15 protein-coding genes are annotated in these 17,641 nt (G+C 59.7%); 9 read left to right on the forward strand and 6 right to left on the reverse strand.

Annotated elements, in window-relative coordinates:
* Positions 1–313: 313 nt before the first annotated feature.
* The 3 genes from BLW69_RS14265 to BLW69_RS14275 form a co-directional block, all read right to left on the reverse strand.
* On the reverse strand, positions 314–751 hold the full coding sequence (locus BLW69_RS14265) for a YeeE/YedE family protein (RefSeq protein ID WP_092662845.1): 438 nt from the start codon (positions 749–751) through the stop codon (positions 314–316).
* Positions 751–1,179, reverse strand: a complete 429-nt coding sequence (locus BLW69_RS14270; RefSeq protein WP_092662846.1) for a YeeE/YedE family protein — start codon at positions 1,177–1,179, stop codon at positions 751–753. Before BLW69_RS14270 ends, BLW69_RS14265 begins: the two co-directional genes overlap by 1 nt.
* A 286-nt stretch (positions 1,180–1,465) precedes the next feature.
* On the reverse strand, positions 1,466–3,631 hold the full coding sequence (locus BLW69_RS14275) for a bifunctional diguanylate cyclase/phosphodiesterase (RefSeq protein WP_092662849.1): 2,166 nt from the start codon (positions 3,629–3,631) through the stop codon (positions 1,466–1,468).
* A gap of 1,049 nt (positions 3,632–4,680) precedes the next feature.
* Between BLW69_RS14275 and BLW69_RS14280 the strand changes: the two genes are divergently transcribed.
* Complete coding sequence (locus BLW69_RS14280; RefSeq protein ID WP_092662851.1) at positions 4,681–5,619, forward strand: 3-hydroxyacyl-CoA dehydrogenase; 939 nt, start codon at positions 4,681–4,683, stop codon at positions 5,617–5,619.
* Here BLW69_RS14280 and BLW69_RS14285 read toward each other — a convergent pair.
* Together BLW69_RS14285 and hisD are read right to left on the reverse strand one after the other, a co-directional pair.
* On the reverse strand, positions 5,616–6,368 hold the full coding sequence (locus BLW69_RS14285; protein ID WP_092662853.1) for an SDR family NAD(P)-dependent oxidoreductase: 753 nt from the start codon (positions 6,366–6,368) through the stop codon (positions 5,616–5,618). The genes BLW69_RS14280 and BLW69_RS14285 overlap by 4 nt on opposite strands.
* The gene (hisD, locus tag BLW69_RS14290) at positions 6,365–7,675 is read right to left on the reverse strand and encodes a histidinol dehydrogenase (protein ID WP_092662855.1); all 1,311 of its coding nucleotides are present in this window, start codon (positions 7,673–7,675) and stop codon (positions 6,365–6,367) included. The genes BLW69_RS14285 and hisD overlap by 4 nt, the downstream gene beginning before the upstream one ends.
* A gap of 80 nt (positions 7,676–7,755) precedes the next feature.
* Between hisD and BLW69_RS14295 the strand changes: the two genes are divergently transcribed.
* The 4 genes from BLW69_RS14295 (at position 7,756) to BLW69_RS14310 (ending at position 11,878) form a co-directional block, all read left to right on the forward strand.
* Positions 7,756–8,748, forward strand: a complete 993-nt coding sequence (locus BLW69_RS14295) for a LacI family DNA-binding transcriptional regulator (protein ID WP_092662857.1) — start codon at positions 7,756–7,758, stop codon at positions 8,746–8,748.
* A 169-nt stretch (positions 8,749–8,917) separates the two neighbouring features.
* Positions 8,918–9,907: a TRAP transporter substrate-binding protein gene (dctP, locus tag BLW69_RS14300; RefSeq protein ID WP_062459149.1), complete on the forward strand. Its 990-nt coding sequence runs from the start codon at positions 8,918–8,920 to the stop codon at positions 9,905–9,907.
* 158 nt (positions 9,908–10,065) lie between these two features.
* Positions 10,066–10,596 carry a TRAP transporter small permease gene (locus tag BLW69_RS14305; RefSeq protein WP_062459152.1) on the forward strand — a complete coding sequence of 177 codons (531 nt, stop codon included), beginning with the start codon at positions 10,066–10,068 and terminating at the stop codon, positions 10,594–10,596.
* A gap of 1 nt (position 10,597) precedes the next feature.
* Entirely contained in the window at positions 10,598–11,878 is a 1,281-nt protein-coding gene (locus BLW69_RS14310; RefSeq protein WP_092662859.1) for a TRAP transporter large permease, read from the forward strand.
* A gap of 46 nt (positions 11,879–11,924) precedes the next feature.
* On the opposite strand, the gene BLW69_RS14315 is transcribed toward BLW69_RS14310, so the two are convergent.
* Positions 11,925–12,950, reverse strand: a complete 1,026-nt coding sequence (locus BLW69_RS14315; RefSeq protein WP_092662861.1) for a LacI family DNA-binding transcriptional regulator — start codon at positions 12,948–12,950, stop codon at positions 11,925–11,927.
* A 183-nt stretch (positions 12,951–13,133) separates the two neighbouring features.
* Between BLW69_RS14315 and BLW69_RS14320 the strand changes: the two genes are divergently transcribed.
* The 4 genes from BLW69_RS14320 to BLW69_RS14335 all read left to right on the forward strand — a co-directional run bounded on the left by BLW69_RS14320 (position 13,134) and on the right by BLW69_RS14335 (position 17,628).
* A complete protein-coding gene (locus tag BLW69_RS14320; RefSeq protein ID WP_082476357.1) occupies positions 13,134–14,501 on the forward strand; it encodes an LLM class flavin-dependent oxidoreductase in 1,368 nt (455 codons plus the stop codon).
* A gap of 21 nt (positions 14,502–14,522) precedes the next feature.
* A complete protein-coding gene (locus BLW69_RS14325) occupies positions 14,523–15,884 on the forward strand; it encodes an acyclic terpene utilization AtuA family protein (protein ID WP_210184914.1) in 1,362 nt (453 codons plus the stop codon).
* A 1-nt stretch (position 15,885) separates the two neighbouring features.
* On the forward strand, positions 15,886–16,203 hold the full coding sequence (locus tag BLW69_RS14330) for a DUF4387 domain-containing protein (protein WP_092662863.1): 318 nt from the start codon (positions 15,886–15,888) through the stop codon (positions 16,201–16,203).
* An 81-nt stretch (positions 16,204–16,284) separates the two neighbouring features.
* A complete protein-coding gene (locus BLW69_RS14335) occupies positions 16,285–17,628 on the forward strand; it encodes an MFS transporter (RefSeq protein WP_092662865.1) in 1,344 nt (447 codons plus the stop codon).
* Positions 17,629–17,641 lie beyond the last annotated feature (13 nt).

Here is a 17,641-nt window from a genome sequence, read left to right on the forward strand (position 1 = left end):
GCAAAGACAAACCACCGTCGCTCGACTACTTTCCAAGCCGAAGCATTTCAAGCAATTCTAATATACGTCTCAAGATGGTTAATGACTGCTTAACTGAGATCTCGTCAGTCTCTGGAGCATGATGATTGTGTTGTCGGAGTGGGCGGGAAAAGGCCGCGCCGCGGGCCGGACGAGAGGGCGAAGCTAAACTGGCTTCTGGTAAATGCTATGCTCGACAATGCGGGAGTAAAGAACCCCTTATACTGCCTTCAATGGTTCATGGGATGGTGGTTCGAATGCCATCGAGGTTGCGGAAGTTACCTTCTCCGTCCCATCAGGACCGCGCTGCCACAGTCTGTCGGGACGACACCATGCGATGGACAAACATACCGGCAAGCATGGCCGCGACGAACAGTGCTGCTTCCCAGCGGCCTGTAACGAGAGAGGCGATTGCGGGACCCGGGCATAGACCGACGAGGCCCCAGCCGAGACCAAACAGTGCAGCGCCTGCGACAAGTGGACGGTCGATCATGCGGCTCGTCGGCACATGGAACTGGGTTTCGAAGACCGGTCTGCTGCAACGACGCCGGATCGCATAGGCAATTGATGACGGGATCAGTGCCCCGCCCATCACCAAAGCAAGCGACGGATCCCAGTTACCGGTCACATCGAGGAACGCCAGAACACGGGCGGGATTGACCATGTCGGACACGACAAGGCCAATGCCGAACAGAATTCCGCAGGCGATGGAGACGAGAATGCGCTGGGTCATCATGCCACTCCGATCAGATGCCGGGTTATGAAGACGGTTGCTGCCGCCACGATCATGAATGTTGCCGTCGCGACGATGGACCGGGGCGATAGGCGTGCCAGTCCGCAAACACCGTGGCCGCTGGTGCAGCCGGAACCAAGCCGCGTCCCGAAGCCGACCAGGAGCCCGCCTACCACAAGAAGGGGAGGCGAGGCGGTGATCGCGAACTCTGCGTGCCGTAACAAGGTAAAGGCGGCGGCAGCTCCACCGAGTATGCCAACCAGAAAAGCGACCCCGAGCGGACTGATTCCACTGCCTGTCCATCCGACAGCAGATGCGGCCAGACCGGAAATTCCGGCTATCCGACCGTTCAGCAGCAGGTAGATCGCGGCGGAAAGGCCAATCAGAAGGCCGCCGGACAGCGGCCAGATAAAGCTGAGATCAGACATGGGTCGTTTCCTTGGCGCCGACAGCGCGTTGACCGATATCTTCAGATAATGGATGCCGTTGTCTTCGGCCAGGGGGAACTGGCGCGCAGTCCCTACACGCTCAAATGACAACGCAGCAGCAGCGCGGTACTGCTAAACGCGTGATGGCCGTAAGCGCGTCCGAAACGACGCCGAGCAAGTTCCGTTACGATGACGCAGCGATGGACGCATGCGTTTAAGTCTGCGCGTGGGGTCTTCCTGCCGGGGCATGGCATCACAATGCAAAGCCCAGCGTAACCTGACCCCTTCAGGTTCGAGCCATCCGGGAGACGTATGCTGCAACGTCCTGGCGAGGAAGAGGTCGCGACATCAGAAAGCCCTGGAGATCGTCGCATCCAAGCCGTTCAAGTTCGGCACGCTGCTCGATTGTCTCAACGCCTTCAGCCGTTATCTTCAGCCCTTTCGCTCTGGCCATGCCAATCATCGCGACAACAACGGCTCTGCTGCCGCTTTGGTGCATTTCGCCGATAAACGACCTATCGATTTTGATGCGATCCACCTCGATATTCTGCACGCGCGAGAATGAAGAATACCCGGTTCCAAAGTCGTCTATGGCAAACCGGACGCCTGCTTTTCGCAGCATGGCTATGGTTCGCTTCAGGTCGATCGTGTTATCCGCAGTTGCAGTTTCGGTCATCTCGATCTCAAGCCTCTCGGGGCTTACGTTCATGTTTGCGAGAGTCGTCAAGACCCGCAGACTGTAACCGGGAGAACCAAGCTCAAGCGGCGAAGCGTTGATCGCAATAGAGATGCCGGGAAGATCAGCAAGAGTCCTGCATGCGTTGTCCAGCACAAGGGCGCCGATGTCGTTGATCAACCCGATGTCCTCCGCCAGAGGAATGAACTGGTCGGGACTTATGTAGCCCATCGTCGGGTGCTTCCACCGAGCAAGCGCTTCGAGGGAACAAATGCTTCCGTCGGTCGCATTGAAGACTGGTTGATAAAAAGTCTCGAGCTGTGTCCTGGTCTCGACTGCAAAACGGAGATCGCTTTCCAACGCTCTGCGCCTGCGTAGCAGTTCGTCCATATGTTCACCAAACACCGCATGGGTATTCCTGCCGGCTGCTTTGGCATGATAAAGCGCGATATCCGCCTGGCGCGTCAGTTCGATGGGGTCACAGGGGCCGGTTGCTAGAGCTGCTCCGACGCTTGCGCCAATGACGACATGCGTCGTTCCGATTTCGAACGGTGCCCGCAGTGACTGCACAATTTTCGATGCGAGATCTTCAGCATTCCTGGCATCGTTTTCTCCCAGCAGAATGGTGAATTCGTCGCCTCCCACCCGCGCCAGAAGAGATTGCGGCAGGAGATCGCGCATCCGGTTCGCTGCCAAGCAGATCAGCTTGTCGCCAACCGGGTGACCGAACGTATCGTTGACAGCCTTGAAGCGATCAAGATCAACGAACAACACACAGTGGAGAGCCTCGGCGTGCCCGCTCGATAGTTGACGATTGAGTTGCTCGTTGAAGTAAGCGCGGTTTGCAAGCCCGGTCAGGGCATCGTGGGAGGCTTGATGTTTCAGTTCTGCGCGGCTCGCAGCCAGCCGCTCGGAGCGGCGCCAGATTGCACCTCCAGAAAAACTGGTCCCAGCGAAAAGTGCAATAAACGCGATAAAAAGGGCTGGGGCAGTGGCTTCGAATACATATTGTCCGGGTTGGAATGGGTTCCAACGGAAGTATCCAAAAACTTGCCCGTCTCGTGCGACCAAGGGCACGTACGCAACATTCCGTTCCAGAGGTCGCTTAGAGGTGAACTCCAGTTTGGCGAACTCATATTCGGTACCGATTGCCAGAGGAAGATCGCCGTCGAGAAAGCGTATGCTCACATGCAGCATTTCCTCGCCAGGCGTCTGTTCCAGATCACCGGTGTCTGAAACGATTGGCTTTATGCTGACAATTGCAGGTCGAAATCCGACATAGCTCAGATCAGCTTCGCCAATCGAAAGCGTCCGTTCGCTGATACCCTCGGTATCTTCGGCAAGTAGACGCGCTTGAAGCTTTTTAGCGAGCGGCAAGTAGGCGTTGCGGAGATCATCTGGGGTAGGGGAATAGTCTGTCTCGGATGAAAACAGATATTGCACAGAGAGGTCCGGTCGAAGGACCAAGGCGCCATCATGCCCAAAATAGCTGTGCATCCATGAACCGAGGTTCGTCTCGATCCATTTCAGGTCGCCACTGGTTGCATGCCTCACGGCGTCGTCCCAGACAGTTGCGCTTTCCTGGTCATGCGCAATGCCAGCCGTCAGTTTCGCGACCGTAAGTTTCATGAGATCGCGCTGCCGTGCCGCGGCCACCTCATCGCTTGTAGCAGCCGCCCAACTCAAACTCAGTAAAAGCAGACCACAGACGACCAAAGAAACGAGAGCCGGCAGGCACCATCGTAGAAACCACTGACTCTGAAACTGTATCTTCATCCCGCAACCGTCATCTCTTATTTTACGTGATGGTAAAACAGAGGCTATTAAAGCACGGGTAAGTAAGGTGGTTACGTCTGCGTTAAATGGCGAAACAGCGGCACGACTTCCTCAGGCATCCTCCAATTAACGAGTGCGAAGAGGGTCACGGAGTAAGCCTTGCCGCGAGGCATTCTCCGGACAAATCCGCTGGGTTAACTGGCATGCGCGAACTGCCTACCAGCCTTTGCCTGGACAACACCCATCAACCATTCACGGGCGGCCCGACGCCGTTTGGCGGGCTTCCAATCGGAAATTACCGCCACACAAACTGCGTCCAACACAGTGGTCGCGCGCCCTTGGAACTTCTGGTCGTGTGAAATTGCGGGAGCTGGTATTCAGTCACCATTCAGGCCCGATGACTAGTTTGACCTCCAACTTAACAATGGGAGGCATGGGCTGATGCTCGCTACGCGATGCAAAAGTGTCTTCGATGACTTCTCAGTCCGCGAAGAACAGGATGGAAACCTTGGAGTCGATAAGGAGCAACTTCTGTTGGCTTTCCATCAGGGAACCCTCGCCGCGAAGGCAAACCGCGATGTTGGCCACTGTCCTTTCAGCGCACTGACACAACCGTCCGAATTCCTCGCGTGGTTGGAAGGCTTTCAATGCTGTTCGGCGTCACGCTAGCGAATTCGTCGGAGCGGTCCTCCGGCATCGCATCTCTGCATGAGGTGGGCTGTCCAAGGATTTCTCTGTTTACGGCGAGACAGGCTCTTCGCCGTCAAGGACGCACTAGCACCGAGATTGCAGAAATGCCTTCGGAAAAGTTCGGTTCTGGAATGAAGTAACCCCGGGGCGGTGACGCTGCTTCGGGATATCAGTCCGGGAGCAACCGCCTGCCTCGTCCACTGCCAAAAGCCGATACGACGACGGTGGGACGCCTTCCTTCGTGAAAGATTTTCACTTGAATGATCGGCGATTGACCCTCGGGCTGCCTTGCTGCTTGCTCACCCAGCCAGCGTGGAGGCGCTGCCTTTGACTGCAGCTCACAAGGGGAGATCCAGGACATGAATGCGATCAGGAACGTTGCCATCGTCGGCGCAGGTCTGGTGGGGCAGGGCTGGGCGATTGTCTTCGCGCGGGCCGGCATGGACGTCACCGTTTATGATGCCCGCGAAAACGCCGAGGCTGTCATCGGCGCGCAGATCGACAAGGCCGTCGGCGATCTTGCCGCCGGGGGGCTTTGCGGCGACGCGTCCTTGGTCCTGTCGCGCATCCGTTTTGCGCGGAGCCTCAGCGAGGCTGTGTCGGGCTGCGACTACGTACAGGAGTCGGCGTTCGAGCGGATCGATGTGAAGCGCGAGGTCAGTCTTGCGATCGATGCGGTGCTTCCCGCCCATGCCATCGTCGGCAGTTCCACCTCAGGATTTCCCGGGTCGGCGTTCTATGAGGAGTGTGGCAACCGGGAGCGGTTGATGGTGGTGCATCCCGTCAATCCTCCGCATCTCGTGCCGCTGGTCGAAATCGTCCCGACGCCCTGGACTGCGCCACAGGCAGCGAGCCGTGTCCGGCGCCTGATGGAGGATGTGGGGCAGTCAGCCGTGTCGCTGTCGCGCGAAATTCCCGGCTTCGTGCTGAACAGGTTGCAGGGCGCCCTGCTGGACGAAGCGTTTGCACTGTTTGCGGAAGGCTATGCTACGGCCGAAGACATCGATCGCACGGTGCGCGACGGGCTTGGGTTGCGCTGGTCGTTCATGGGACCGTTCGAGACCATCGATCTCAACGCGCCGAAGGGGCTTGCAGATTATGCCGAACGGCTCGGGCCGATGTATGCCGGATTTGCCGATCAGCGCAGGGCAGACCGAGGCTGGGCGCCGGATGCGGTGACACGGGCGGATGCGGAGCGTCGCGAACTGCTCGCAGAGCAGGATCTCGATGCCAGACGCTCCTGGCGCGATGAAATGCTGATGCGGATCGTCCGGGCGAAGCAGGCGGTGGCGGACTAGTCCGCCGTCCAGCCGCCGTCGATCATCAACGCCGAGCCGGTCATCAGGGACGACGCGTCGGATGCAAGGAAAATGGCGGCGCCGACGACGTCAGCCGGCTGTCCCAGGCGACCTAGCTTGATCTTGGACAGCGTCTCGCGGCGAAACTCCTCATCCTCGAAATACGAGGCGGTCATCGGTGTCTCGATAAAGGTAGGGCAAAGGGTATTGATGCGGATGCCGGCAGGTCCAAGTTCGACCGCCAACGCCTTGGTAAAACCTTCAATCGCAAACTTCGAGCCGCAGTAGAGCGTCCTGTTGGCCGCGCCGACATGGCCCATCTGCGAGGACATGTTGATGACGGTGCCCCGCCTACCGTGCTTCAGCATCACGGCCGTCACGGCCTGGGCTGCAAAAATTGCAGCCTTCGTGTTCAGGCCGAAGACGGCATCGTAGTCGTCTTCAGTGATCTCGGTCAGCGGCTTGGGGCGATTGGTGCCGGCATTGTTGACAAAGATATCGAACGGCGCTTGCGCTTCGACATGTCGGCGGAAGCCGGCAATGTCGGTGACATCGCACACAAGCGGCCGCGCCCTCCAGCCGCGCGTAGACATCAAAGAGCAGGCCTCCTCGATCTCCGTCCGCGAGCGCGCGCAAAGCGTTACCTCGGCACCCGCCTCGGCAAGGCCTTCGGCGACCGCGCGTCCAATGCCACGGCTGGCGCCGGTGACGAGCGCCCGCTTTCCGGCAAGATTGAAAAGGCCGCTCATTCGGCTGCTTCGCCATAGGCGACGTCGCGGTTGCCATAGCGTCTCACCCGTAAGTTCGCCTGTTCGGCATGGCCGACGAAACCCTCGAGCATGCTCAGCCTCGAGCAATAGGCGCCGATCTCAGCCGCCGCTTGGTCCGTTGTGACGCGCTGGTAGGAATGGGTCTTGAGAAACTTGCCGACCCAGAGACCGCCGGTATAACGCCCCGCCTTTTTCGTCGGCAAAGTATGGTTGGTGCCGATGACCTTGTCGCCATTGGCAACGTTGGTGCGTGGGCCGAGGAAGAGCGCACCGTAGGAATGCATGTTTTCGAGAAACCAGTCGTCCCGGTCTGTCATAACCTGCACGTGCTCGGAGGCGATGTCGTTGGCGACGTTGAGAATCTCCTCGTAGGTGTCGCAGACGATGATCTCGCCGTACTCGCGCCAGGATACGGAAGCGGTTTCGGCAGTTGGCAGGATTCCGAGAATTCGATCGATTTCAGCGATCGTCGCTTTCGCCAGCGTCTCCGAATTGGTCACGAGAACCGCCGGGGAATTGTAGCCATGTTCGGCTTGCCCCAGAAGGTCTGTGGCGCACATTTCCGCGTCCACAGTCTCGTCCGCAATGACCATCGTTTCGGTCGGGCCGGCAAAGAGATCTATTCCGACGCGCCCGTAGAGCTGGCGCTTTGCTTCCGCAACAAACGCGTTGCCGGGGCCGACAAGCATGTCGACGGGGCGAATGGTCTCGGTCCCGAGCGCCATCGCGCCGATCGCCTGAATGCCGCCGAGGACATAAATTTCATGAGCCCCGCCGAGATGCATTGCAGCGACGATGGCGGGGTGGGGTTCGCCTTTTTGGGCCGGAGCCGCTGCTGCGATGCGGGGAACTCCCGCCACCGAGGCCGTGAGGACAGACATATGCGCCGACGCGACCATCGGGTACTTGCCGCCTGGAACATAGCAACCGACCGACTGGACCGGAATATTGCGGTGGCCGAGGAAGACCCCCGGCATTGTCTCGATTTCGATATCGGTCATCGACGCTCTTTGGGCTTCGGCAAATTTGCGGATCTGAGTCTGGGCAAACCTGATGTCGTCCATGTCGCGAGCCGACACCTTGTTGATTGCCGCCTCGATCTCGGACGTGGTCAGTCTAAACGAGGCCGGAGAGAAGTTGTCGAATTTCGCCGACAGGTCGCGTACTGCGGCGTCGCCTCGGGTTTCGATGTCCTTGAGCGTCGCTTCGACAAGCGTCCTGACTTTGGCGTCATCTTCGGCGCGTTCGGCGGCCGCCTTCCCCTGTTTCATATAGCGAATTGACATGTCTCACCTCCCTTTTGACATCGAGCGTAATGTGCTAGCGACGCTGAATGCAAGTTTTCATCATTGCGTGAAAAAATTTCATGGAGTCTGTTTTGAAGCCGACAGCCAAGCAGGTCGCTCATGAAGCGGGCGTTTCCATCGCCGCGGTATCACGCGCGTTTTCGCCGGGGTCGTCCATCGATCCGTTGAAAAGACAGCGTATCCTTCAGGTCGCAGCGCAGTTGGGTTATAGCAGTCCGGCGCGCCGTACTGCCGAGGTGATCTCCGCCGGTACAGTGACGTTGGTTGCCGGCGATCTCGCCAACCCGTTCTATCCACTCGTTCTCGACACGCTCGCAAAAGCACTGCAGGCGGTCGGGAGACAATTGCTCGTCTATGCCATCCCGCCGCAGGCGGACATGGACCAGCTGACGCCGCAGATCCTTGCCGCTCGCCCCAGCGCACTTGTCGTGACCTCCGCAAGCCTGACGTCTGGAATGGCCAACGCCTGCCGGCAGCATGGCATCCGGGTGGTGCTGCTCAACCGGATCCAGCGCAATGTCCGCGTTAATGCGGTCGCGTGCGACAATCACGCAGGCGGTCGTGATGCGGCACTGTTTCTGCTCGGCAGGGGGCGCCGCCGGATAGGCTTCATCGGCGGGATTTCCAACACGTCTACTCACCGTGACCGGGCGGAAGGCTTTTCTGAAGCATTACGCGAGAGCGGGCATTCCGTGCTTGCCGAGGGAAACGGGGAGTTCACCTACCGAGGCAGCTACGGCGCAGTGCTATCACTGCTGACAGCAAAAAACCGTCCGGATGCGCTGTTCTGCTGCAACGACATCATGGCGCTCGCCGCCATAGATGCTGCCCGCGAACTTGGACTGTCCGCACCTGAGGATCTTTCGATCGTTGGATTTGACGACATTCCCATGGCCGGCTGGAGATCCTATCGTCTGACGACGATCCGGCAGCCGATTACCCGCATGATCTCCGAGGTCGTGGGCCTGATACAGGCCAGCAATACCGTTCCACTCGACGAGACGACGACCAGCATCCTGCCTGGCAAATTGATCGTGCGCGGCAGTGCCTGAAGACGATCCTTCACGACCAGGGAAGAAGGATATTTCGGGCGTCGGCAGAAAAAAACTTGACGGGACGGGCAAATTTGCGAAAGTTAGTGCACACGTTTGCGCATCTGCAGTGGCGATAAGGAGGTCGCGGCTGAGTCACCGGATGCAAGCATTGACCGGGAGGGATAAGATGAAGCTCAAGACACTTGCTGTCGTTCTGGCAGCTCTTGTGATGGGAACGGGACAGGGTTTCGCCGCCGAGCGGGCCCTTCGCGTCGCCACCAGCGTTCCGCACAATCACTACCTCACCAACGTCATCAAGGAGTTCGCAGACAACGTGTCGAAGCGGACAAACGGCGAAATTACCTTCGAATTCTATGACTCGGGTTCACTCGTCAGCGACCAGCACATGGACGAGGCGGTTGCAAACGGCACGATCGATATCGGCATTGCCTCTGCATCAATCCTTGCCGGCACCGTGCCCGCTCTCAACGTGTTCGCCGTGCCATTCTTTTTCGATACGCGCGAAAAGCTTGATCGCGCTGTGCTGCCCGGAACCCCGATCAGGACCATACTCGACAAGAGGATCAACCAGACCGGGTCGCGCGCGATGTTCTGGATCCCTTATGGCTTCATCACGATGATCACCCGCGACAAGGAAGTTCATGTCCCTGCGGATATGCGCAACCTGAAGATCAGAACGTTCGGCTCCACCGTCAGCGAATTCGTCGAGGCCGTGGGAGCCGCTCCGGTCGTCACCAGCGGTAGCGAACAGTTCCTGGCGCTTCAGCGCGGTATCGTCGATGGCGGGCTGACGGGATGGCCGTCGGTCGAGGAGCGCCGCCTTTTCGAGGTTTCGCGCTACGTCATCGCGACGGACCACATGTATGAGACGCATTTCGCCCTGATGAGCGAAAAAGCGCTCGAAAAGATGCCTACCGAACTTCGTGCGATCTTCCAGGAGGAGGCCGCGAAACTCGAGACGGTGCTCATGGATCGCATCTTCGATGCCACCAAGCATACGCGCGAGGTTCTCGCTAAGAAGATGGAGATCATCGATCTCACGCCGGATGAAATCGTCCGGTGGAAAGAGGAAACGGCACCTGTCGCAAAGTCGTTCTACGACAACGGAAACGACCTTGCGAAATCTGTTTTCGACGAAGCGCAAAAGCTTCAGTAGCGGCAATTGGCTAGCCGCGCCGCCTCGCACAGAGTCGGCACAATGTAAAAGCACGACACCAAAAACAAGGGCGGGGCGCAATGCCACCGTCGCGGCGAAACGCGCATTCGCGCAGCGTCTGAGAGGGTCAGACGCGAACGTCTGGGAGGAACGGCACCATGCCCCCGCAAGAAAAGAAATGGGTCGGCACAATCGAGTCGACCATCATGAGGATCGGTGAATACAGTTCATGGATCTACCTCTTCATCGGCATCATCGTCGCCTATGAAGTGGCGTCGCGATACTTCTTCAACAGTCCGACGGACTGGGTCGAGGAGACCTCACGTCTCGGCATGGTATGGGCAACATTCCTGCTGTTTCCAGCCTGCATGGGGCGCCGGCAGTTGATCTCGATCACGCTTTTCTCCGATGCGGTCGGCGAACGCGCCAAGGTCGTTCTCGAAGGCATAAGCTTTGCGATCATTGCGCTCGCCTGTGCCGTCGTCTCCTTCGAGGCGCTTGTTGCCGCAATCGACGCGGCGACAGTCGGCCGCGCTACGGCGAGTGTCCTGCGCATCCCCTATTGGCTCTTCTACCTGCCGGTCGCGATCGGGTTCTTTCTTTTCTTCGTCCAGGCTGCGCTGGAACTGATCCTGCTTGTTGCGACGGGGCAGCGACGCAAGCTCGAACTCGCGCACGAGGAGATCTGATATGGAAAGCGTTATCGTACTAGTCGCGCTCTTCGTCTTTCTGTTTGCGGGCATACCGGTCGGTATCGCGCTTTCGACGACGGGTATCGTTCTTCTCCTGATGAAGGACGTGCCGCTCGCCAGCGTGTCGATGGAATTCCTCGGCTCGGTCAACAATTTCATCCTGCTGGCGGTGCCGGTGTTTCTTTTGACATCGAATATCCTGCTGAAGGCGGGGGTCGCAAAAGACCTGTTCGATGCGGTGCAGCGATGGGTCGGCGGCGTGCGCGGCGGTGTCGCGATCGCAACGATCATCTCCTGCGGCATCTTTGCCGCGATCTCGGGCTCTTCCGTGGCCGTTGCGGCCATGATTGGCACCGTGGCAATTCCCGAGATGACCAAGCGCGGCTACGATCGTCGCTTTGTCATGGGAACGCTCGCTGCTGGCGCAACGCTTGGCATTCTCATCCCGCCGTCCATTCCGCTGATCATCTATTCGGCGGTCGCGGAGCAGTCGACCGCCTCGATGTTCCTTGCCGGCGTCGGGCCCGGGCTGTTCTTGATCGTGCTGTTCCTGATCTACTGCATCGTCAAGTCGTTCATGGGCGCGGCACCGAAGGCGGAAAAAGGTGAATCCGGTTCGGGTGGTCGGATGGCTGCAAGCCTTCGCGCCCTGCCGACCATGGTCATTGCGCTGACGATGATCGTCGGGATCTATGCAGGCGTCTTCACGCCGACGGAGTCGGCAGCTGTGGGCCTCGTCATGACCCTGATCTACGTGTTCGGCATACGCCGCGGCGTGTCTTTTGCAGATTTTCGGGGGGCGGTGTTCGGCGCGGGTCTTACCACGGCGAACCTGCTGCTCATCATTGCGGGGGCAAACGTATTCGGCAAGGCGATCATGCTTTACCGCATTCCCTACGAAATCTCCCAGTGGATCGCCGTTAATATCGAGACGGCTGGCATGTTCATGCTGGCGGTCACGGCGGTATTGCTCCTGCTCGGCCTGTTCCTGGAGGGGATCGCGATGATCTTGATCGTCCTTCCGGTGCTCCTCCCGTCGCTCGGCGTGCACGGAATCGATCCGATCTGGTTCGGCATCTACTTCGTGCTGATGATCGAGATCGCGCTCATCACGCCGCCGGTGGGTATGAACCTCTTCGTGATCCAGTCGGTGGCGAAATCGAGTTTGAAGGAGGTGATGTACGGGGCTCTGCCATACGTCGTCATCATGCTGTTCGCCGTGCTTGCCATCTACTTCTTCCCCGCAATCGTGATGTATATTCCGAAAGCGGGGGGATAGGCTGCACGGATTTTGGATCGAGGAAGGGCGCTTTTAGCGCCCTTTTTCATGCCCTGCCGGTGGAGCCGCGAACAATCAGCTTGCCGCGCATGGCGATCAGTTCGTCCGGCAGGCTCGGATCGACCGTGCGCGCTCGCAGCAGTTCAAAGGCGCGCTGGATCATCAGGGGCAGGGGCTGCTGGATTGTCGTGAGGTCGTAGATCGGCCGGGCGGACGCCGCAACGCCATCGAAGCCGGCAACCAGGATGTCGCCGGGCACATCGATCGACGCCAGGCGCAGTGCGTCGAGGACGCCCATGGCCATGATGTCGCTCAACGCGAAGATCGCATCCGGGCGCTCCGCCGACGGGATCGCCGCGATCTCGCGACCGGCCTCGAAACCGCCGTCGTAATTGGAGTGGCCGTCGATTCGAAACGAGAGTGCCAGGCCGGCCTGTTCCAGTTCGGCGACAAATCCTTCCTCGCGTTCGCGAGACGTCGAACTGGTGGAGGAGGTGTAGATCAGTCCGAAACGACGGCAGCCGCGCGACATCAGAAGTTTCGCCATCTCAGCACCGCCGGCACGGTTGTCGCAGGTGACGAAGCATCCGTGCGAAAGTGCGACGCGGTTGACCATAACGAGCGGGACGTTGTTCTGGGCGCAGATGTCGGCGGCCTTTGAGGACAATATGGCCGACGAGATGATGCAGCCATCGACCTGGTACTGAATCAGCGCTTGCGCAGTGGTATCCTCGATAGGCCCGCCGCCGGCATGAATGATGAGGAGGCGAAAGCCGAGCTTCTCCGCTTGTCGCGTCGCTTCGTGCAACAGCTCCGTATAGAACGGGTTTTCAGCCGGTCCGAGGACAAGTCCGTACAGACCGCTCTTCCCCGAAGACAGCGTGCGCGCCAGAACGTTCGGCATGTAGCCGTGTTCTTTCGCAAGCCCGATGATCAGGTCCCGCATTTTTTGGGAAATCCGCGTGTCGCCTTTGAGCGCGCGGGTCACCGTCGATGGCGCGACTCCTGCCAGTGCTGACAGGGTAACGACCGTCGCTCGGCGCGGTGTGGAAGGCGGCAGTGTTGAGTTCATACCGATTCATAACAAAACAGCTGCGCCCTGTCGCGCCACTCCGCATCCGCACCGATGCGAAAAAGAGGGGCTGCATGACAAAATATTCGCTCCCAACTTGACATCTCCTCCAGAAAGCGATTGGATCGGAGTGCGCAAACGTTTGCGCATATATTTGCGATTGACGATGACACGGGAGGAACGATGTCTACTTCAAAACGCCAGATGAAAATGGTGGGCTTCCTGCAGGCGCAGAACTGCTCGATTGCGCCCGGCTCATGGCGGCATCCTGCCGGCGCCACCGATTTTCTGTCCGCCGAATATTTCCAGCGCATCGGACGCATCCTTGAGGACGGCAAGTTCCATCTCGCCTTTTTCGACGACCGTCTAGCCATGCCCGACATCTACGGTGACGATCACCAGGAAGCGGTCGAGAACGGCGTTCGCGTCGTCAAGATGGATCCGGTCTCGATCATCACGGCGATCGGCATGGCAACCAGCCATATCGGCCTGGGCATCACCTATTCGACCACCTATTACGAGCCCTTCCATGTGGCACGTCTGTTCGCAACGCTCGACCTGATGACCAAGGGTCGTGCTGCGTGGAACGTCGTGACCTCGCTCAACAATTCCGAGGCGGCCAACTTCGGCCGCGTCGAGCATCTTGCGCATGACCTGCGCTACGAGCGGGCCGACGAATTCCTGGACGTGGTGACAGGGCTCTGGAACAGCTGGGAGCCCGATGCGCTGATCGTCGACAAGGAGACCGGCCAGTTTGCCGATCCGAAGAAGGTCCATCGGCTCGATCACAAGGGCAAGTATTTCAGCTCGAAGGGTCCGCTGCCGGTGCCGCCCTCGGCACAGGGGCGCCCGGTGCTGATCCAGGCAGGCCAGAGCGGCCGCGGTCGCGAGTTCGCCGGCAAGTGGGGCGATCTGATCTTTGTCGTCTACCCGACGCTTGAGGCAGGGCAGAAACAGTATGCCGCCGTGAAGCAGGAGGTCGCTGCCGCCGGTCGTAATCCCGACGAGGTTGCAATCTGCCCGGCCTGCTACGTCTGCGTCGGCGAAAGCCAGGAAATCGCCGAGGAGAAGCGCGAGTACATTCGTGCGCTCGCCAAGCCGATCGATGCTGTCGTGCTGTTGTCGGAAGCGCTCAACTTCGATTTCGCCAGCAAGCCGATGGATAGCGAATTCACCGACGAGGAGCTGAAGAAGCTGTCCTGGTCGGGCTTCAAGGAGCGCGTCATCTCCCTGAGCGGCAAACCCAATCCGACCGTGCGTGACTTCGTGCACTATTCGGGCCGCGGCACGATCGGCGAGTTTCCGATCTTCTGCGGGACGCCGACCATGGTCGCCGACCAGATGGAAGAGTGGTTCACATCAGGAGCCTGTGACGGTTTCGTGCTGGCGGCGACCCATACACCGGGCGCCTACGAGGACTTCGTCCGCTACGTGGTGCCGGAGCTCCAGCGTCGCGGCGTCTATCAGAAGGACTATGCCGGCACGACGCTGCGCGAAAACCTCGGCATCCCCATGCCGGTCCATCCCGCCCAGCGCCAGGCGGCGGAATAAGCGAGCAGTCGGAGAAGAGTGATGAAAGAATTCAGAATGCTCTCGACGAGCGGCATCCTCGGCTACGGTTATGCCGAGGAATCGCTCAAGATCGGAATGTCCTGGGAGCCCCATGTCATCGGTTGTGATGGCGGCAGTACCGATCCGGGGCCCTACTATCTCGGTGCCGGAACGTCCTTCTGCTCGCGCCTTTCGGTCAAGCGTGACCTGCGGCTGATGCTGCAGGCCAGCATTGCGGCCGGTATTCCCTGCATCATCGGCACGTCTGGTGGGGCAGGGGGCGAGCCGCATCTGCAGGATACGGCAGCACTGGTGAGGGAAATTGCGCGGGAGGAGGGGCTGTCGTTCAAGATGGCGCTGATCCATTCCGAGCAAAGCAAGAGCGACCTCGCCGGCTGGGCCGAGAAGGGCCTCACGAAACCGCTGGCAAAGATGAAGCCGCTCAACCGGCAGATGATCGACAACTCTACCCGCGTCGTCGGCATGATGGGGCCGGAGCCGTTTGCAAAGGCACTCGATGAGGGCGCGCAAGTCATTCTTGCCGGTCGAAGCAGCGATCCGGCGCAGTGGGCGGCACCCGCCATCCGGGCCGGCATGGCGCCTGCACCGTCGTGGTATGCGGGCAAGATGCTGGAATGCGGCGCCGAGCCGACCGTGCCAAAGGAGCCGGACTGCATTTTCCTTCGCGTTCGCGACGACCATGTCGTCTGCGAGCCGCCGAACCCGATTCGGCGCTCGACGCCGTTGGCCGTCGCGAATTTCGCGCTGCATGAGAATTCGAGCCCGATCCACCACGTCGAGCCCGGTGGTCTCTTGGACACGACCGATTGCCGGTTCGAGGCGATCAGCGATCGTGCCGTCAAGATCGACGGCATGACCTGGACGCCGGCCGATCGGTACACGATCAAGCTCGAAGGCGTCGAGATGGCCGGTTACCGGTCCATCGCGATCTGCGGCACGCGCGATCCGATCCTGATCTCGCAGATCGACGACTATCTCGCCACCCACCGCGAGAAGGTTGCCGTGAAGGCCGAATCCTTCGGCGTTCCGCGCGACGATTACCGGATGATCATCCATTGCTACGGCAAGGACGGCGTCATGGGCGGCTGGGAGCCGGTCAAGCAGATCACGAGCCACGAACTTGGCTTCGTGATCGAGGTTGTCGCCAAGACGGCGGATGTCGCCAATGCGGTCATCGCCATGGCGCGCACCTCGATGCTGCATGCGGATTTTCCGGGGCGTCTGTGCAAGGAAGGCAACATGGCGTTCCCGTTCAGTCCGTCGGATATCGACATGGGGCCGATGTATCGCTTCAGCATCTTCCATACGGTCGAAGTCAGCGATCCCTGCGCCCTGTTCCCCATCGAATACGAGAAGGTGTGACATGGCCCTCATCAGAGACATCGCCCAGATCTGCAAGAGCAAGAATGCCGGTCCTTTCAACGTCACGATCGACGTCCTGTTCGAGGATCACGACCTCTACCGCCGCGTGAAGGCGACGGGAGTGCTCAATGCGGCCCTTTTCTCCAGGCTCTACGGCGTCAGGGAAGAAGACGTGCTGTTTACGCCCTACGATACCGCCGCTGCGTTCAAGGCGACGTTCCCGCGAGCGATTCCCGCCGGCGATATCGGCGATACCGACGTCTACGGTGCGCAACAGCACGCCCCCCTGCTGGATGTCGATATCCCGCTCGAAAACTAACCACGATCTGCGCATGGGTCTTCCGCTGGAGGCTTGAGGGAGACCCATGCGATTGCCAATAACAGCTCGGGGAGGAGCTTCATGGCCACGCAAACATCCGACATCCGCAAGGTCGCACTGGCGAGCTTTATCGGATCGACCCTGGAATGGTACGATTTCTTCATCTTCGGTACCGCCACGGCACTCGTCTTCAACAAACTGTTCTTTCCGGAATTCGACCCGGTCACAGGTATGATCGCGGCCTTCGCGACCTTCGCCATCGGGTTCATTGCCCGGCCTCTCGGAGGCATCGTGTTCGGCCATTTCGGTGACCGGATCGGCCGCAAGGCGATGCTGATCCTCAGCCTCACCATGATGGGCGGAATCACATTTCTGATCGGTCTTATCCCGACCTATGCCGTCCTCGGCGTCGGGGCGCCGATCCTGCTTACCGTGCTTCGCTTCCTGCAGGGCTTTGCAGTTGGCGGCGAATGGGGTGGAGCGACCCTGATGGTCGTCGAACACGCGCCGAACAAGACGCGCGGCTTTTTCGGCAGCTGGCCGCAGATGGGCATTCCGGCGGCCCTTCTTCTTTCGTCCGGCGTGATGGCGCTTGTCGGCGGATTGACGACGCCCGAGCAGTTCATGGCCTGGGGATGGCGCTTGCCCTTCCTGTTCAGTGGCATCCTTCTCGTCTTCGGCATCTTCCTCCGCAGACGCCTTGCGGAATCGCCAAGCTTCCAGAAGCTGAAATCCGGTGGCGAACGCCAGCGCCTGCCGATCGTGGACGTGCTGGGCAAGCATGGAAAGAAGACAGCGCTTCTGGTCGCCTGTCAGGCCGCGGAAAACACCAGTTTCTATATCGTGGCGGTGTATTCGCTGGTCTATCTGACGACGGTCGTCGGCATCGACCGGGCGACGGCGCTCAATTCGCTGATGATCGCAGCCGTTTTCTGCTTTATCGCCCAGCCCCTGTTTGCCGGACTTTCCGACCGGATCGGCCGCAAGCGGGTGTTCATGGGGGGCATGATCTTCAACGGCCTCTTCATCGTGCCGTTCTTTCTTCTCATGGATACGGCGAGCGTATTCTGGATCACCGCTGCGATGACCCTGTCCATCATTTTCGGGCAGGCCACGACGCAATCCACCCAGCCCAGCCTTTTCGCCGAGCAGTATGGGGCGTCGGTCCGCTATAGCGGCGTGTCTGTCGCCTATCAGTTCGCAACCGTGCTCTGGAGCGGACCGACGCCGATGATCGCAGCCGCGCTCTGGGCCTGGTCAGGGAGCTGGATACCGCTTGCCTGCTACATCATCGCCGCCGCCTGCCTGTCGGTCGTCACGATCATTCCGTTGCGCGAGGCGGCCGGTGCCGATCTCGAGGACGAACAGAGCGGCTCGCTGCCCCAACCGGCATCATCCGCAAAGACCATTCATCACCATCAATAAGACAGGGAGCAAT

This window comes from Rhizobium sp. NFR12 (assembly GCF_900108545.1).
Classification (GTDB): Bacteria; Pseudomonadota; Alphaproteobacteria; order Rhizobiales; family Rhizobiaceae; genus Neorhizobium; species Neorhizobium soli.

Excerpts from the sequence above, each read along its gene's own strand:
- BLW69_RS14265 (WP_092662845.1), bottom strand. The coding sequence starts at position 751 with ATGACCCAGCGCATTCTCGTCTCCATCGCCTGCGGAATTCTGTTCGGC.
- BLW69_RS14270 (WP_092662846.1), bottom strand. The coding sequence starts at position 1,179 with ATGTCTGATCTCAGCTTTATCTGGCCGCTGTCCGGCGGCCTTCTGATT.
- BLW69_RS14275 (WP_092662849.1), bottom strand. The coding sequence starts at position 3,631 with ATGAAGATACAGTTTCAGAGTCAGTGGTTTCTACGATGGTGCCTGCCG.
- BLW69_RS14280 (WP_092662851.1), top strand. The coding sequence starts at position 4,681 with ATGAATGCGATCAGGAACGTTGCCATCGTCGGCGCAGGTCTGGTGGGG.
- BLW69_RS14285 (WP_092662853.1), bottom strand. The coding sequence starts at position 6,368 with ATGAGCGGCCTTTTCAATCTTGCCGGAAAGCGGGCGCTCGTCACCGGC.
- hisD (WP_092662855.1), bottom strand. The coding sequence starts at position 7,675 with ATGTCAATTCGCTATATGAAACAGGGGAAGGCGGCCGCCGAACGCGCC.
- BLW69_RS14295 (WP_092662857.1), top strand. The coding sequence starts at position 7,756 with ATGGAGTCTGTTTTGAAGCCGACAGCCAAGCAGGTCGCTCATGAAGCG.
- dctP (WP_062459149.1), top strand. The coding sequence starts at position 8,918 with ATGAAGCTCAAGACACTTGCTGTCGTTCTGGCAGCTCTTGTGATGGGA.
- BLW69_RS14305 (WP_062459152.1), top strand. The coding sequence starts at position 10,066 with ATGCCCCCGCAAGAAAAGAAATGGGTCGGCACAATCGAGTCGACCATC.
- BLW69_RS14310 (WP_092662859.1), top strand. The coding sequence starts at position 10,598 with ATGGAAAGCGTTATCGTACTAGTCGCGCTCTTCGTCTTTCTGTTTGCG.
- BLW69_RS14315 (WP_092662861.1), bottom strand. The coding sequence starts at position 12,950 with ATGAACTCAACACTGCCGCCTTCCACACCGCGCCGAGCGACGGTCGTT.
- BLW69_RS14320 (WP_082476357.1), top strand. The coding sequence starts at position 13,134 with ATGTCTACTTCAAAACGCCAGATGAAAATGGTGGGCTTCCTGCAGGCG.
- BLW69_RS14325 (WP_210184914.1), top strand. The coding sequence starts at position 14,523 with ATGAAAGAATTCAGAATGCTCTCGACGAGCGGCATCCTCGGCTACGGT.
- BLW69_RS14330 (WP_092662863.1), top strand. The coding sequence starts at position 15,886 with ATGGCCCTCATCAGAGACATCGCCCAGATCTGCAAGAGCAAGAATGCC.
- BLW69_RS14335 (WP_092662865.1), top strand. The coding sequence starts at position 16,285 with ATGGCCACGCAAACATCCGACATCCGCAAGGTCGCACTGGCGAGCTTT.